The following is a 15,241-nucleotide window of genomic DNA, read 5'->3' on the forward strand; positions in this document are numbered from 1 at the left end:
GATGCGCGCTACAACACCTAATTTAAAGGCTAAGGTGTAATCTCGTTGTGTGCGCTTACGGCTTGAGTTAATGGGTGTTGTCATAAAGAAGTCCTCTTTATGTCAACCTATTTCCGGACGGGACAAACAAACACAAAAAAGCCGGCGTATAGCCGGCTTTTTTACTGATTAAATAAGCGTTTATTCAGCAGTTTTTTCTGCTGGAGCTTCGCTAGGCGCAGCCGCTTCTTTAATACTTAAACGTACGCGACCTTGGCGGTCTACTTCTAGTACTTTAACTTTAACGATGTCGCCAACAGTTAGGTGGTCAGATACATTCGCAACACGCTCTTGAGAGATTTGCGAAATGTGTACTAGGCCATCTTTACCAGGAAGGATTTCAACGAATGCACCAAAGTCTGCTAAGCGAACAACTTTACCTTCGTAGAATTGACCCGCTTCAACTTCAGCAGTTAACTGCTCAATACGTTTAATCGCTTCTTGCGCTTGCGCATTGTCAGTAGCAGCAACTTTTACAGTACCGTCATCTTCGATTTCGATAGTAGTGCCAGTTTCGTCAGTAAGTGCACGAATCGTAGCGCCACCTTTACCAATAACGTCTTTGATCTTCTCAGGGTTAATCTTAAGCGTATGGATACGTGGAGCAAACTCAGAGATATCTTCGCGAGAAGTACCGATAGCTTGGTCCATTACACCTAGAATATGTAAACGCGCGCCTTGTGCTTGACGAAGAGCGATTTCCATAATTTCTTTAGTGATACCTTCAATCTTAATATCCATCTGCAATGCGGAGATACCTTCAGAAGAACCAGCTACTTTAAAGTCCATGTCTCCTAGGTGATCTTCGTCACCCAGAATGTCAGAAAGAACAACGAAGTTGTCACCTTCTTTCACTAGGCCCATTGCGATACCCGCAACAGACGCTTTAATTGGAACACCTGCGTCCATCAATGCCAATGAGCTACCACAAACTGAAGCCATTGAGCTTGAACCGTTAGATTCGGTGATTTCAGAAACAACACGTACTGTGTACGGGAATTCTTCTGAGGTAGGCATAACCGCGGCAACACCACGTTTAGCTAAACGGCCATGGCCGATTTCGCGACGCTTAGGAGAGCCAATGAAGCCAGTTTCACCAACACAGTATGGAGGGAAGTTGTAGTGCAACATAAAGCGAGATGTTTGCAAGCCAGCTAACGAGTCAATCATTTGAGCATCACGCTCAGTACCTAAAGTACAGGTTACTAATGCTTGCGTTTCACCACGAGTAAATACTGAGCTACCGTGAGTACGCGGTAATACGCCAGTCATTACGTCTAGAGCACGAATCATGTCTGGTTCGCGACCATCGATACGTGGCTCACCAGCAATAATGCGTGAACGTACTACGTTTTTCTCTAATTTGCCTAGCTCGTCACCAATGTCTTGGCTGTCTAGTGCGTCGTCTTCAGCCGTTAATGCTTCAACAACTGATTTTTTGATTTCGCCAACTTTAGCGTAACGCTCAGTTTTATCAGTGATTTGGTAAGCTTCAGTTAACTTAGCTTCTGCTAACGCTGCTACTTTATCTTTAAGTACAACGTCTACTGCAGGTGCTTGCCAATCCCAAGCAGGTTTAGCCGCTTCTTCACACAGCTCGTTAATGGCAGTAATTACCGCATTAGATTGCTCGTGACCGTATACTACTGCGCCTAACATTACTTCTTCAGACAACAACTCAGCTTCAGATTCAACCATTAGTACTGCACTTTCAGTACCGGCAACCACTAAGTCTAGTTTGCTTTCTGGAAGTTCTTCAGTGGTTGGGTTAAGGATGTAGTTACCATCAATGTAACCAACACGTGCTGCACCAATTGGACCGTTAAATGGAATACCTGAAAGGCTTAATGCCGCAGAGGTACCAATTAGGGCAACAATGTCTGGTTGTACTTGTGGGTTAACAGATACCACAGTGGCTACAACTTGTACTTCGTTTACAAAGCCATCTGGGAATAGCGGACGAATTGGACGGTCAATCAAACGTGCAATTAAGGTTTCGTCTTCAGAAGGGCGACCTTCGCGCTTGAAGAAACCACCAGGAATTTTACCTGCTGCGTAAGTACGTTCTTGGTAGTTAACAGTCAACGGGAAGAAATCTTGGCCAGGAGTAGCGGTTTTCTTGCCCACTACCGATACAAATACTGTTGTATCGTCCATAGTTACCATTACAGCAGCGGTTGCTTGACGAGCAATAGCGCCAGTTTCGATGGTGACTGTATTCTCACCGTATTTAAACGTTTTTACGATAGGATTCACGTGAATTTCCTTTAATTTATGTGCTCTTTTAATTCGCGCTAAAGTATAAAACAATGCTATTGCAAAAGATAACTTTATCCTTATTAAAAGCCTTGTTATTGCGCGAGTTTGTGATTTTTATTTAGGCAACAAAAAAGGGAGCCATAAGGCTCCCTTTCGGTATTCTTTCTTGGCGACGTTAAAATTAACGACGTAGACCCAATTTAGCGATCAACTCAGCGTAGCTCGCTTGGTTTTTACGCTTCAAGTAATCAAGCAATTTACGACGCTGGCTAACCATGCGTAGTAGACCACGACGGCTGTGGTGATCGTGAATGTGCTTCTTGAAGTGACCTTGCAAGTGGTTGATTTGTGCAGTTAACAAAGCAACTTGAACTTCAGAAGAACCAGTGTCTCCTGCTTCACGTGCGTATTCTGCAACGATTGCTGCTTTTTCAGTGCTACTTAGTGACATACTAACTCCTAAAAATGTAAATTTACTCTCCGCCAATCACTAACTCAGCGAAGAAGGACGCGCATTATATAGCGCGTTCAGAACAGTTGCAAGCAACTAACTTAACTATCGCTGCTTTGAATCAAACGCTTGGGCGCCACTAAACCATCATCATTTAGCTGGCCAATTCCAACAAATCGGCGTTGCTCGCCAATAGTCAACCTGAACACATCATTCAACGGCGCGCCAGCCACTTGCATAGCTTGGCCTTGCATTAAATATCCACCCAAGGCTTCAGGGATATTTACTTCAGGTAAATGCTCAACTGCAGAGTCCATTGGCAACAATAAAGGGTCCAATAACTCTTTAGGTGCAATCTCCTGCTCATTGGCTTGTTCCAATAAGGCTTCAAGTTGCTCCGGCGTCACCATTCGCTCACTGGGGTAACTAGCCACTTGCGAGCGATGCAGTTTAACCACATGTGCGCCACAGCCAAGCATTTCACCTAAATCATCAATAATGGTACGAATATAGGTACCCTTACTGCAGTGCACGTCAAGCGTTAGCATATCGCCTTCAAGCGAAATGAAGTTGTTCTCATACACTGTAATCGGCCGAGCTTCGCGCTCAATAGTGATACCTTCGCGCGCATAACTGTATAAAGGCTTACCATTGTGCTTTAACGCCGAGAACATCGACGGCACTTGATTGATAGGCCCTCGAAAAGTATCTAAAGCCGCTTCTACGTCTGTTTGATTAACGTTTACTTCACGTTGCTCAACCACTTCACCATCTGAATCAGAGGTATTAGTGCGAACCCCTAGCTGAGCAGTTACTTGGTAACGCTTATCTGAATCGAGCAAGAACTGTGAAAACTTGGTCGCTTCTCCCAAACAAATAGGCAGCATACCAGTCGCTAAAGGATCTAACGCGCCTGTATGCCCTGCCTTTTGAGCAAAATAAATCCGCTTAATACGCTGCAAAATGCCGTTAGACGACACGCCAGTAGGTTTATTCAGCAGAAGGATGCCATCAATCGCGCGTCCCTTTTTTCTGCGTCCTTGTCCCATTACTCGCCCTCTTTCTCTTGCTCTGCATCATCGACTAATGTGCGACCAGAAGCTTCGGCTTTTTGCTTATCGTCTTTTACCGCTTTAGTCGCCAGCTCTGTCATGCGTAGACCTTCACGCAATGAGCCGTCGTAATGAAAACGCAACTCTGGTACCGCACGTAAACGCATTGCTTTAGCTAATAGATGACGAACATAACTAACATGCTCTTCTAACGCTTCTAGGCTAGCTTTTACGGCGTCTTCGCTGTCATCTAAAAAAGTGACAAAGACTTTGGCATAAGCTAAATCTCGGGTCACTTCTACCGCTGATACTGTTACCAGGCTCAAGCGAGGGTCACGTACTTCACGCTGTAAAATAACAGCAACTTCTTTTTGAATTTGTTGGGCTACCCGATCAGGGCGGCTAAATTCTCTAGGCATCACATTTCTCCTGATACCACTCCCAAGGGAGCATTAAAAACACAAATGGGGGCGCAAGCCCCCATCTTAGAGATAATGTATAAACTTACACTTACAGTGTGCGTTTAACTTCTACTATCTCAAATACTTCGATTTGGTCACCAGCACGCACGTCATTATAGTTCTTAACGCCGATACCACATTCCATACCGTTACGAACTTCGTTTACGTCATCTTTAAAGCGGCGTAGAGATTCTAGCTCACCTTCATAAATAACCACGTTTTCGCGTAGTACACGGATTGGGTTAGAACGCTTAACTTGACCTTCAAGTACCATACAACCAGCAATAGCGCCCAGTTTAGGTGACTTAAATACGTCACGAACTTCTGCCAAGCCCATAATCTGCTGTTTGAATTCAGGGGCTAATAGACCCGTCATCGCACTTTTCACTTCATCGATTAAGTCATAAATTACGCTGTAATAGTGTAAATCTACGCTTTCTGATTCGATGATGCGGCGCGCAGTTGCGTCGGCACGAACGTTAAAGCCAAGAACAATTGCGTTAGACGCTGCAGCAAGGGTTGCGTCGGTTTCAGTGATACCACCTACACCACGACCAATGATGTTAACTTTAACTTCTTCTGTAGACAGTTTAGTTAACGAATCTGCAATTGCTTCTAGTGAACCTTGTACATCAGATTTAAGTACAATGTTCAGCTCTTGAACCTCACCTTCTTCCATGTTGGCAAACATGTTTTCTAGTTTAGATTTCTGTTGACGAGCAAGCTTAACATCGCGGAACTTACCTTGACGGTACAAGGCTACTTCACGAGCTTTCTTCTCATCACGAACTACTGTCGCTTCGTCACCAGCTTGTGGCACACCAGAAAGACCTAAAATCTCTACTGGAATAGACGGACCAGCAGTCTCAATATCTTTACCGTTCTCATCTCTCATAGCACGAATACGACCGTATTCTAAACCACAAAGAATGATGTCACCTCGTTGCAGCTGACCATGCTGAACTAAGATAGAAGCAACTGGACCACGGCCTTTATCGAGACGAGACTCAATAACCACACCTGAGGCTGCACCAATATGGCTAGCAGTTAGTTCAAGAACGTCTGATTGCAATACAATGGCTTCTAATAAGTCATCGATGCCTTCACCGCTTTTCGCTGATACGTGAATAAACTGAACATCACCACCCCAGTCTTCTGGAATAACTTCATGTTGTGACAATTCATTCTTAACGCGGTCAGGATCTGCGCCTTCTTTATCCATTTTGTTTACAGCAACAACCAATGGAACTTCAGCCGCACGAGCGTGCTGAATCGCTTCAACAGTTTGAGGCATTACACCATCATCTGCAGCAACAACTAACACAACGATATCGGTTGCTTTAGCACCACGAGCACGCATTGAAGTAAACGCAGCGTGTCCAGGAGTATCTAAGAAGGTAACCATGTTACCGTTAGTTTCAACGTGGTAAGCACCAATGTGCTGGGTAATACCACCCGCTTCACCGTCGGCAACTTTAGCGCGGCGAATATAATCAAGTAGCGATGTTTTACCGTGGTCAACGTGACCCATAATGGTAACAACAGGAGCACGTGTAGTTTGCTCGCCAGTTGATTCAGCTTCTTGCATAACTTGTTCTTCAAGTGCATTTTCTTTTACAAGAACAACTTTATGGCCAAGTTCTTCAGCTACTAAAGTAGCAGTTTCTTGGTCAATCACTTGGTTAATGGTCGCCATGGCGCCCATCTTCATCATCGCTTTAATCACTTCGGTCGCTTTAACTGCCATTTTGTTAGCTAGTTCACCAACAGAAATGGTCTCGCCAATGCGAACGTCGCGCTCTACTGGTTGCGCTGGCTTATTGAAGCCATGCTGCATAGCAGAAGGTGTTGCAACCTGACGCTTGTTACCTTTACGGCCACCGCGGCGATTGTTGTTATCGTCATTTTGCTTAGGCTTACGCTTTTTACGACGTGGTGCTTCAGCTTTTTGCTCTTGCTCATCTTCTGCGGCTCGCGCATAAGTAGAGGTAGTTACGTGGTAGTCTGCTGACTCTTCACGTTTCTTACGAAGCTTTTCTTCTTCGGCCCAACGAGCAGCATTTTCAACTGCCAGCTTTTTAGCTTCTTCAGCCTTTTTCTCGGCGTCGGCTTCAGCTTTAGCAATAGCAGCTTCTTCTTGCTTACGAGCAATATCAGCAGCTTCTTTCTCAGCAGCTAGTTGCTCCGGAGATTTCTCTGCATCAGCTTGCTTAGAGGCTTCTTTCGCTTTAGCGGCGGCAGCTGCAGCGGCGGCAGCTTTCTCTTCACGCTTAACTTTGTCTTCTGCAGCCTGCTTAGCAGCCGCTTCAGCAGCTTGCTTAGCAGCAGCTTCAGCGTTAACGCGAGCAGCTTCTTCAGCTTCAATGCGTTCTTTTTCTTCTGCTTCTTGCTTAGCCTGTTCTTCAACAGCGCTACGCTTCACATATGTGCGTTTCTTGCGAACTTCAACTTGTACAGAGCGTGCTTTACCGCCACCAGTACCAGCAACATTCAAGGTGCTTTTTGTTGTGCGCTTCAAGGTCATACGGCTTGGCGAGCTTTCTTCACCATGCTGTGATTTTAAGTGCTCAAGAAGCTTAGTTTTCTCTTCTTGAGTAACACTATCGGTTAAAGATTTTTTAATACCAGCGTCTGCAAATTGCTGAATTAGTTTATCTTCGTTTGTTCCCACGTCGGTCGCGAGTTGTTTAATTGAAACTTCTGTCATCGGGCTATAATCCTCCGTCGACCTTATTCTTCGTCGCCGAACCAACAAATCTGTCTGGCGGCCATAATCAGTTCGCCGGCTTTTTCTTCCGACAATTCTTCGATATCTTCTAACTCGTCAATGCCCTGCTCTGCAAGGTCTTCCAAGCTAATTACACCTTTACTAGCCAGTACAAACGCAAGGTGGCGTTCCATACCTTCTAGAGCAAGTAATTCTTCACTTGGTTCAGCATTATCTAAAGACTCTTCTTTAGCTAAAGCTTCTGTAACGAGTGCTGCTTTAGCACGTTCGCGCAAGGCATTTACCATATCTTCATCTAGACCTTCAATACTTAGTAACTCGTTAACCGGTACATAAGCAATTTCTTCTAGAGTGGTAAAACCTTCTTCCGCAAGTACTTCAGAGAACTCTTCATCAATATCTAAATATTGTACAAAAGTATCTACCGCTTTTTGTGCTTCAGCTTGATGCTTGCTATTAGCATCTTCAACGGTCATCACGTTAAGTTCCCAACCTGTTAGTTGAGAAGCAAGACGAACATTTTGACCATTGCGACCAATCGCTTGCGCTAAGTTGTCAGCTTCAACAGCAATGTCCATTGAATGACTATCTTCATCAACGATGATTGAGGCAACTTCAGCTGGTGCCATAGCGTTAATCGCAAACTGTGCTGGGTTATCATCCCATAGCACAATATCTACACGCTCATTGTCCAACTCACCCGATACAGCCTGAACACGCGCGCCGCGCATGCCCACACACGCACCAACAGGGTCGATACGGCGATCGTTACTTTTCACTGCGATTTTTGCACGAGAACCTGGATCGCGGGCAGCCGCTTTAAGGTCAATCATTTCTTCAGCAATTTCTGGCACTTCAATGCGGAATAATTCAATCAGCATTTCAGGGCGAGTACGGCTCATAAACAATTGGGCACCACGCGCTTCGGGTTTAACTTCATAAAGTAAACCACGCACTCGGTCACCTGGTCGGAATGCTTCACGAGGAAGAGATTCTTCACGATGAATCACTGCTTCTGCGTTATTACCTAGGTCAACAATGATATTTTCACGGCTTACCTTTTTAACAACACCTGTTACTAATTCGTTAACTTGATCGAAGTACTGCTCAACCACTTGAGCGCGCTCAGCTTCACGTACTTTTTGTACGATAACTTGCTTAGCAGTTTGTGTAGTAATACGGTCAAATACTACTGACTCAATTTGCTCTTCTACGTAATCACCAAGTTCTTTATCTGGTTCTTCGTATTGGGCAGCTTCTAACGTAATTTCACGATATGGGTTCTCAATCGCTTCTTGGTTTTCTACCACCATCCAACGACGGAACGTTTCAAAACTACCGTCCTTACGGTCGATATCTACTCGAACTTCGATATCACCTTCATATTTTTTCTTGGTTGCAGTGGCTAAGGCGACTTCCATAGCTTCGAAAATCTTTTCGCGCGGCAACGCTTTTTCGTTAGATACCGCGTCAACAACCAACAAGACTTCTTTGTTCATTCCTGGCCCTCTTTAATCAAACTGGGGAACTAGATGCGCTTTTTGTACGTTACCCAGCGCGATCCGATGTTGTTCTTTGTCTACTGCAAGTACGACAGTGTCGTCTTCTACAGCAATAATTTCACCCTGCCATTTGCGGCGATTGTTTACCGGCATACGTACTTGCAAAAAAGCAATCTCGCCAATAAAACGTTGGTAGTGTTCCGCTTTAAAAAGGGGGCGTTCTAAACCAGGAGATGACACCTCAAGGTTATATTCGGTACTAATTGGATCTTCAACATCCAAAATAGCGCTAGCTTGTCGACTTACGTCGGCGCAGTTATCCACGTTAATACCGTCTTCATGATCAATGAAGATACGTACAATGGAGTGCTTGCCAGCACTGACATATTCAATACCTACCAACTCAAATCCCAGCGCTTCAACCGCTGGAGTAAGCATGTCAGTTAGTCGTTGTTCTACAGTTGCCAAGGTTCCCCTCCAGAAACAAAAAAAGGGCGTAAAAGCCCAGTTCTAGCACCTAAGGTGCGGCGCGAAAATAACAAAAAGCCCCGAATGAAGCGGGGCTTTAAAATTTCTGAGCCTTTTACACTACCCATACCGAAGTATTTGATAGTTGGTTGCGGGAGCCGGATTTGAACCGACGACCTTCGGGTTATGAGCCCGACGAGCTACCAGACTGCTCCATCCCGCGTCCGATTGCCGAGGATTATAACAATCACTCTGACAGTATGCAAAAATAACTATTGGTGCCGAGAGCGGGACTTGAACCCGCACGTCCATAGGACACTACCCCCTCAAGGTAGCGTGTCTACCAATTCCACCACCTCGGCTAAAATTAGTTTGGTACGTCGCTACCTGGGCTAGCAGGTGATACCGGTACATCACCATCTTGGATAACTTGTTCTGCTGCAGGTTGCGATAAATCGCCCCACTCATCAACTTGTTGTGTTTGTTTGGCAGAGAGGTTGCCTAACACTAAGCTGATAACAATAAACAAGGTAGCAAAAATGGCCGTTGCTCTAGTTAGGAAGTTACCTGAACCAGAAGAACCAAACACAGTGTTTGACGCGCCAGAACCAAAAGATGCGCCCATGTCGGCACCTTTGCCTTGCTGAATTAACACTAAGCCAATTAAGGTTAGCGCTACTACTAAATAAACTACTAATAAAATTTCGTACATTCTCTTTCACCTAAGTCTGGGTCGGCCTTTAATCCGACCGTCATTTAGTGAAACACAAGTCACCAAAGCGGGCGAGATATTAGCGAACCTCTGCGACTAATACAAGCACCAGCTTCAAAAAACTTTTACTCTGTGTTCAACCGTTTAAATATTGTTCGCTTTAATCGCAAGCAACACGTACTGCTTCAGCAATATCGTTTGCGCATTGTTCAACTAATGCGGAATCGGCACCTTCTACCATTACACGTAGCAATGGCTCAGTTCCGGACTTGCGCAATAAAACGCGACCAGAATCACCTAACTGCGCTTCGGCTTTTTGCTGGGCCATTTTGACCAAATCGCTACTCAGTGGATCTGATTCGCCTTTAAAACGAACGTTCACTAGCAACTGTGGGTATAAAGTCAGCTCGCTTAATAAACCGCGCAAACTTTGCTTTTGCGCCAACATAGCGGCTAGCACCTGTAATGCAGCAACAATACCATCTCCAGTGGTGGTATGACCTAGGCAAATAATATGGCCTGAGTTTTCGCCGCCGTAGCTCCAGCCTTTTTCAGAAAGCTGCTCCATAACGTAACGGTCACCTACTTTTGCACGGCTAAATGGAATGTCCATATCAGCAAATGCCTGTTCCAGCGCTAAATTGCTCATTAACGTACCAACAACCCCACCACTTAAATGATGGCTTAATTTGGCATCTCGAGCCAAAATGTAGAGGATTTCGTCACCGTCAACTTGCACACCGTGTTGATCGATCATCATCACGCGGTCGCCATCACCATCAAGAGCAATACCTAAATCGGCTTTATGCTCTAACACTTGCTCAGCTAATAAGCCGGTATCGGTAGCGCCACATTTCTCATTAATATTTAGCCCGTCTGGCTGATTACCAATCGCGATAACTTCAGCGCCTAACTCACTAAACACTTTAGGTGCGATATGGTAGGTAGCACCATGAGCACAATCGACTACTATTTTTAATCCAGCAAGGCTGAATTTGTTAGGAAATGTACTCTTACAGAACTCAATGTAACGACCTGCTGCGTCTTCGATGCGGCGGGCTTTACCTAACGCCGCAGACTCTACACACGTCATAGGGTTATCAAGCTCAGCTTCAATGGCCAGTTCTACATCGTCAGGCAATTTAGTGCCGCCAGCTGAGAAAAACTTGATACCGTTGTCGTAGTAAGGGTTATGTGAAGCGCTGATTACAATGCCCGCTTCTGCACGGAAAGTACGTGTCAAATAAGCGACTGCAGGGGTTGGCATAGGGCCAACAAAGCTTGCTTGAACACCCGCTGCCGAAAGCCCAGCTTCTAAGGCCGACTCCAACATATAACCAGAAATACGGGTGTCTTTACCAATTAACACTTTACGCGTTCCAGTACTCGACAATACCTTACCTGCAGCCCATCCTAGTTTTAATGCAAATTCGGGAGTGATCGGGTATTCACCCACTTTTCCACGAACACCATCCGTGCCAAAATATCGTCTTGTCATTACTTACTCATCTGTACTTTAGAAAAAATTGTTAGTGCATCTACCGTTTCTTTAACGTCATGCACACGAAATATGTGGGCTCCTTGTTGAGCCGCTAACACTGCGCCGGTAATACTTGCTGCTAATAGATTATCTGTCGATGTAGACAATAATTTACCGAACATGCTTTTACGCGACATGCCTGCCAATATGGGCAAACCTAACTGTTTAAACTCATTAAGTTGAGCTAACAGCTGAAAATTATGGTCAAGAGTTTTACCAAATCCAAAACCAGGGTCAACTATTATATTCGATTGGCAAATACCTGCCGCAACACAGCTCTCAACTCGCTGCTTTAGGTAAGTGATTACTTCGCTAATAACATCTTGGTATTCAGGATTTGCTTGCATAGTGCGCGGTTGCCCCTGCATGTGCATCAAACACACGGGTACGTTTAAGCTAGCGGCTACCTCTAAAGCACCGGGTTTGCTTAAAGCACAAACATCATTAATGATATCGGCACCGGCTGTAACGGCCTGCAGCATCACTTCAGGTTTATTGGTATCAATAGAAACTAAACACTCGAAGCGTTGCTTGATCTCGGAGATGAGACTCACGGTTCTATCTAACTCATCTTCAAGACTTACCTCAGGGGCGCCAGGGCGAGTCGATTCGCCACCAACGTCTATAATATCAGCCCCCTCCTCTAACATTTGTTCTACGCGCGCTAATGCCTGCTGACGAGCAAAATAGCTGCCACCATCTGAAAAAGAATCTGGAGTGATATTAAGAATGCCCATAATCACCGGTCGAGAAAACTGATGAGGGCCAATATTGAATGCTTGAGTCATATTTTTTACTTACAAAAAAGCCCTGCAAGCAACTTACAGGGCTAATAGATTATTACCAATTACTGTGCTGGATCTTCACCTACAGTTTTTGGTTGTTCAGGTGTCTCAGCCTTTGGCTCATCGCCCTTGTCGTTAGACTCTGGCGGATTATTTGGCTTATCTGAATCATCCCAATCAGCAGGTGGACGCGGTGTTTTGCGTTCCATCAAGTCATCAATTTGCTTAGCATCAATAGTTTCATACTTCATCAACGCATCTTTCATGGAATGTAATACATCCATATTTTCGTTGAGTAATGCTTCTGAGCGCTTATAGTTACGATCAATCACCGCTCGAATTTCTAAATCGATAGCCTTAGCTGTATCGTCAGACATATGCTTAGTCTTAGCAGCGCTGCGACCTAAGAACACTTCGCCTTCTTCATCAGCGTATAGTAACGGTCCCATAGAGTCAGATAAGCCCCACTGGGTAACCATTTTACGTGCAATTTCAGTTGCGCGTTCAATGTCGTTACTCGCCCCTGTAGATACTTTCTCATCACCGTAAATAATGCGCTCAGCTAATCGACCACCGTAGAGACTCGAAATCATACTCTCTAGGTGTTGCTTGCTATGACTCACTCGATCTTGTTCAGGTAGGTACATCGTGACGCCTAAAGCTCGACCTCGTGGAATGATACTTACTTTGTAAACAGGATCGTGCTCAGGCACTAAGCGCCCAACAATAGCATGACCCGCTTCATGGTAAGCAGTCATCTCTTTCTCAGCTTCAGTCATCACCATAGATTTACGCTCAGCGCCCATCATGATTTTGTCTTTAGCTTTTTCAAACTCTTCCATTGAAACTGTGCGTTTGCTACCACGAGCCGCAAATAGCGCAGCTTCGTTTACTAGGTTAGCTAAATCAGCACCAGAGAAACCTGGAGTACCACGTGCAATAACTGCAGCATCTACGCCATCGCCTAGAGGAACTTTGCGCATATGCACTTTAAGAATCTGCTCACGTCCACGAATATCAGGCAGACCTACTGTTACCTGACGGTCAAAACGACCTGGACGCAGTAAAGCTGGATCTAATACATCAGGGCGGTTAGTTGCAGCAATAACAATAATACCTTCGTTACCCTCAAAGCCGTCCATTTCTACGAGCATTTGGTTAAGAGTTTGCTCACGTTCGTCGTGACCACCACCTAAACCTGCACCACGTTGGCGACCTACCGCATCAATTTCGTCGATGAATATAATACAAGGTGCCGACTTTTTAGCTTGTTCAAACATGTCGCGCACACGAGATGCACCCACGCCCACAAACATTTCTACAAAATCAGAACCAGAGATAGTGAAGAACGGAACTTTAGCTTCACCAGCAATAGCTTTAGCTAATAGGGTTTTACCTGTACCTGGAGGACCCACCATCAAAATACCAGTAGGGATTTTACCGCCTAACTTTTGGAATTTAGTAGGGTCGCGCAGATAATCAACCAGCTCACTGACTTCTTCTTTCGCTTCATCACAACCAGCAACATCAGCAAAAGTAGTTTTAATTTGGTCTTCGCTCATTAAGCGCGCTTTACTTTTACCAAATGACATTGCGCCTTTACCGCCACCGCCTTGCATCTGACGCATAAAGAAGATCCAAACACCAATCAGCAGTAGCATTGGGAACCACGAAATAAAGATAGAGGTTAACAAGCCTTGTTCTTCTGGCTGCTCACCCAATACCTTCACGTTGTGGTTGATAAGATCATTTAACAGGTCTTTATCATGCAGAGGAATGATTGTGCTGAACTGTTCACCAGTACGCTTGATGCCTCGAACATCTTGCCCACTGATTCTCACTTCGCGGATCTGTTCTTGATTCACTTCCTTAACAAAGGTGGAATAATCCATTTGCCGACCACTGTTTGAATCAGGGCTAAAGCTTTGGAATACAGACATCAAAACCACTGCTATTACTAGCCATAGAATCAGATTTTTTGCCATGTCACTCAAGACGTAAACCTCACCGGTTATATTTAAATAAGAATTATTAGCTAGCCTACTATAGTTTAAAGCCACTAGCCACTATATAGACTTCTCTAGAGCGAGCTCTAGAAGAGTCAGGTTTGCGTGTTTTTACGCTGGTAAACATAGAACGTACTTCTTGTAGGTATTGATCAAAACCTTCGCCTTGAAATACCTTAACGGCAAAACACCCTTTAGGTGCAAGTACTTCTCGACACATCTCTAATGCTAGTTCAACCAAGTACATTGCACGTGATTGATCAACATTATTGTTGCCGCTCATGTTTGGCGCCATATCAGACAGCACAACATCAACTTTCTTCTCGCCTACTCGCTCAAGCAAAGCGTTAAGTACATCTTCCTCACGGAAATCGCCACATAGAAAATCTACGCCCGCAATCGGATCCATTGGTAAAATGTCACACGCAATAACATGTCCATCCAGACCCACCTGTTCTACACAGTATTGCGACCAACCACCTGGGGCGGCGCCTAAGTCCACTACTGTCATGCCAGGTTTAAGTAATTTGTCTTTATTTTGAATTTCTTCAATTTTAAATACAGCGCGCGAACGCAGACCTAGCTTTTGCGCTTTTTGTACATAGTGGTCGTCGAAATGTTCAGTTAACCAGCGTTTAGAACTGGCTGTATGTTTTTTATTGGTCACAAATTGTTTCCACTATAGTTACAAAACCACACGGTATGTTGATTATAAAATAGTATTAAGACTTAGATGGCGCTAGAATGTGCTTTTTTCAACCCCGAGTAAGCAGAAAGTTTCATGCAACTGACTAACAAACAAAAACAACACCTGAAATCCTTGGCTCATAACCTAAAGCCAGTTGTGATGCTTGGGTCTAATGGGCTAACCGAAGGGATTTTGGCAGAAATAGAGCTGGCCTTAGAGCACCATGAATTAATCAAGGTGAAAATTGCCACTGACGATAGAGAAATGAAGCAATTAATTGCAGACACTATTGTAAGTAAAGCAGAGGCAGCAAAAGTTCAAGTGATTGGACATATCTTGGTCATTTACCGCCCTAGCGACGCTAAGAAAATCGAACTACCAAGAAAATAAAAAAAGCGGCTTTAGCCGCTTTTTTTTAACTCATTGTCCCGTCCGGAAATAGGTTGACATAAAGAGGACTTCTTTATGACAACACCCATTAACTCAAGCCGTAAGCGCACACAACGAGATTACACCTTAGCCTTTAAATTAGGTGTCGTAGCGCGCATCG

The 15,241-nt window shown here is 44.7% G+C and carries 15 protein-coding genes and 2 tRNA genes; 2 read left to right on the forward strand and 15 right to left on the reverse strand.

The features are described from left to right. From FFR00_RS21300 to rlmE, 15 genes are all read right to left on the reverse strand, one after another. A partial coding sequence (locus tag FFR00_RS21300) for a valyl-tRNA synthetase (protein ID WP_137672878.1) occupies positions 1-84 on the reverse strand: 84 nt, incomplete at its 3' end. 96 nt (positions 85-180) lie between these two features. Next, positions 181-2,295, reverse strand: coding sequence for a polyribonucleotide nucleotidyltransferase (pnp, locus tag FFR00_RS21305; RefSeq protein WP_137675432.1), 2,115 nt, complete (start codon positions 2,293-2,295; stop codon positions 181-183). Between the two features lie 184 nt (positions 2,296-2,479). Continuing rightward, positions 2,480-2,749, reverse strand: a complete 270-nt coding sequence (gene rpsO / locus FFR00_RS21310; protein ID WP_016402372.1) for a 30S ribosomal protein S15 — start codon at positions 2,747-2,749, stop codon at positions 2,480-2,482. A 101-nt stretch (positions 2,750-2,850) separates the two neighbouring features. Further along, positions 2,851-3,798, reverse strand: a complete 948-nt coding sequence (gene truB, locus FFR00_RS21315; protein WP_137675433.1) for a tRNA pseudouridine(55) synthase TruB — start codon at positions 3,796-3,798, stop codon at positions 2,851-2,853. Further along, positions 3,798-4,220, reverse strand: a complete 423-nt coding sequence (gene rbfA / locus FFR00_RS21320; protein WP_137675434.1) for a 30S ribosome-binding factor RbfA — start codon at positions 4,218-4,220, stop codon at positions 3,798-3,800. The genes truB and rbfA overlap by 1 nt, the downstream gene beginning before the upstream one ends. Positions 4,221-4,311: 91 nt before the next feature. Next, positions 4,312-6,969, reverse strand: coding sequence for a translation initiation factor IF-2 (gene infB, locus FFR00_RS21325; protein WP_137675435.1), 2,658 nt, complete (start codon positions 6,967-6,969; stop codon positions 4,312-4,314). Between the two features lie 23 nt (positions 6,970-6,992). Beyond that, a complete protein-coding gene (gene nusA, locus FFR00_RS21330) occupies positions 6,993-8,489 on the reverse strand; it encodes a transcription termination factor NusA (RefSeq protein ID WP_137675436.1) in 1,497 nt (498 codons plus the stop codon). 12 nt (positions 8,490-8,501) lie between these two features. Further along, positions 8,502-8,930 (reverse strand): ribosome maturation factor RimP, encoded by a 429-nt coding sequence (rimP, locus tag FFR00_RS21335; protein WP_373681423.1) that lies wholly within the window; start codon positions 8,928-8,930, stop codon positions 8,502-8,504. Between the two features lie 176 nt (positions 8,931-9,106). Further along, positions 9,107-9,183: transfer RNA gene (locus FFR00_RS21340), tRNA-Met, on the reverse strand. Positions 9,184-9,236: 53 nt separating this feature from the next. After that, a tRNA-Leu gene (locus FFR00_RS21345) sits at positions 9,237-9,322 on the reverse strand. 5 nt (positions 9,323-9,327) lie between these two features. After that, positions 9,328-9,672 carry a preprotein translocase subunit SecG gene (gene secG, locus FFR00_RS21350; protein WP_137675438.1) on the reverse strand — a complete coding sequence of 115 codons (345 nt, stop codon included), beginning with the start codon at positions 9,670-9,672 and terminating at the stop codon, positions 9,328-9,330. 160 nt (positions 9,673-9,832) lie between these two features. Further along, positions 9,833-11,170: a phosphoglucosamine mutase gene (glmM, locus tag FFR00_RS21355; protein ID WP_137675439.1), complete on the reverse strand. Its 1,338-nt coding sequence runs from the start codon at positions 11,168-11,170 to the stop codon at positions 9,833-9,835. Continuing rightward, positions 11,170-12,000 carry a dihydropteroate synthase gene (gene folP, locus FFR00_RS21360; RefSeq protein WP_137675440.1) on the reverse strand — a complete coding sequence of 277 codons (831 nt, stop codon included), beginning with the start codon at positions 11,998-12,000 and terminating at the stop codon, positions 11,170-11,172. Before folP ends, glmM begins: the two co-directional genes overlap by 1 nt. A 59-nt stretch (positions 12,001-12,059) precedes the next feature. Beyond that, positions 12,060-13,991, reverse strand: coding sequence for an ATP-dependent zinc metalloprotease FtsH (gene ftsH / locus FFR00_RS21365; protein WP_137675441.1), 1,932 nt, complete (start codon positions 13,989-13,991; stop codon positions 12,060-12,062). A gap of 49 nt (positions 13,992-14,040) precedes the next feature. Continuing rightward, the gene (gene rlmE, locus FFR00_RS21370; protein WP_137675442.1) at positions 14,041-14,670 is read right to left on the reverse strand and encodes a 23S rRNA (uridine(2552)-2'-O)-methyltransferase RlmE; all 630 of its coding nucleotides are present in this window, start codon (positions 14,668-14,670) and stop codon (positions 14,041-14,043) included. A 114-nt stretch (positions 14,671-14,784) separates the two neighbouring features. On the opposite strand from rlmE, the gene yhbY reads away from it, so the two are divergent. After that, complete coding sequence (gene yhbY, locus FFR00_RS21375) at positions 14,785-15,081, forward strand: ribosome assembly RNA-binding protein YhbY (protein ID WP_137675443.1); 297 nt, start codon at positions 14,785-14,787, stop codon at positions 15,079-15,081. A gap of 75 nt (positions 15,082-15,156) precedes the next feature. Then, on the forward strand, positions 15,157-15,241 hold an 85-nt coding region (locus tag FFR00_RS21380), incomplete at its 3' end, for a valyl-tRNA synthetase (protein WP_137672878.1).

The organism is Agarivorans sp. Toyoura001, assembly GCF_005405585.1.
Classification (GTDB): Bacteria; Pseudomonadota; Gammaproteobacteria; order Enterobacterales; family Celerinatantimonadaceae; genus Agarivorans.

Bases quoted from the DNA above. Each gene is read 5' to 3' on its own strand.
- rpsO (WP_016402372.1), bottom strand. From the start codon at position 2,749: ATGTCACTAAGTAGCACTGAAAAAGCAGCAATCGTTGCAGAATACGCA.
- rimP (WP_373681423.1), bottom strand. From the start codon at position 8,930: ATGCTTACTCCAGCGGTTGAAGCGCTGGGATTTGAGTTGGTAGGTATT.
- folP (WP_137675440.1), bottom strand. From the start codon at position 12,000: ATGACTCAAGCATTCAATATTGGCCCTCATCAGTTTTCTCGACCGGTG.
- truB (WP_137675433.1), bottom strand. From the start codon at position 3,798: ATGGGACAAGGACGCAGAAAAAAGGGACGCGCGATTGATGGCATCCTT.
- rbfA (WP_137675434.1), bottom strand. From the start codon at position 4,220: ATGCCTAGAGAATTTAGCCGCCCTGATCGGGTAGCCCAACAAATTCAA.
- yhbY (WP_137675443.1), top strand. From the start codon at position 14,785: ATGCAACTGACTAACAAACAAAAACAACACCTGAAATCCTTGGCTCAT.
- nusA (WP_137675436.1), bottom strand. From the start codon at position 8,489: ATGAACAAAGAAGTCTTGTTGGTTGTTGACGCGGTATCTAACGAAAAA.
- secG (WP_137675438.1), bottom strand. From the start codon at position 9,672: ATGTACGAAATTTTATTAGTAGTTTATTTAGTAGTAGCGCTAACCTTA.
- glmM (WP_137675439.1), bottom strand. From the start codon at position 11,170: ATGACAAGACGATATTTTGGCACGGATGGTGTTCGTGGAAAAGTGGGT.
- infB (WP_137675435.1), bottom strand. From the start codon at position 6,969: ATGACAGAAGTTTCAATTAAACAACTCGCGACCGACGTGGGAACAAAC.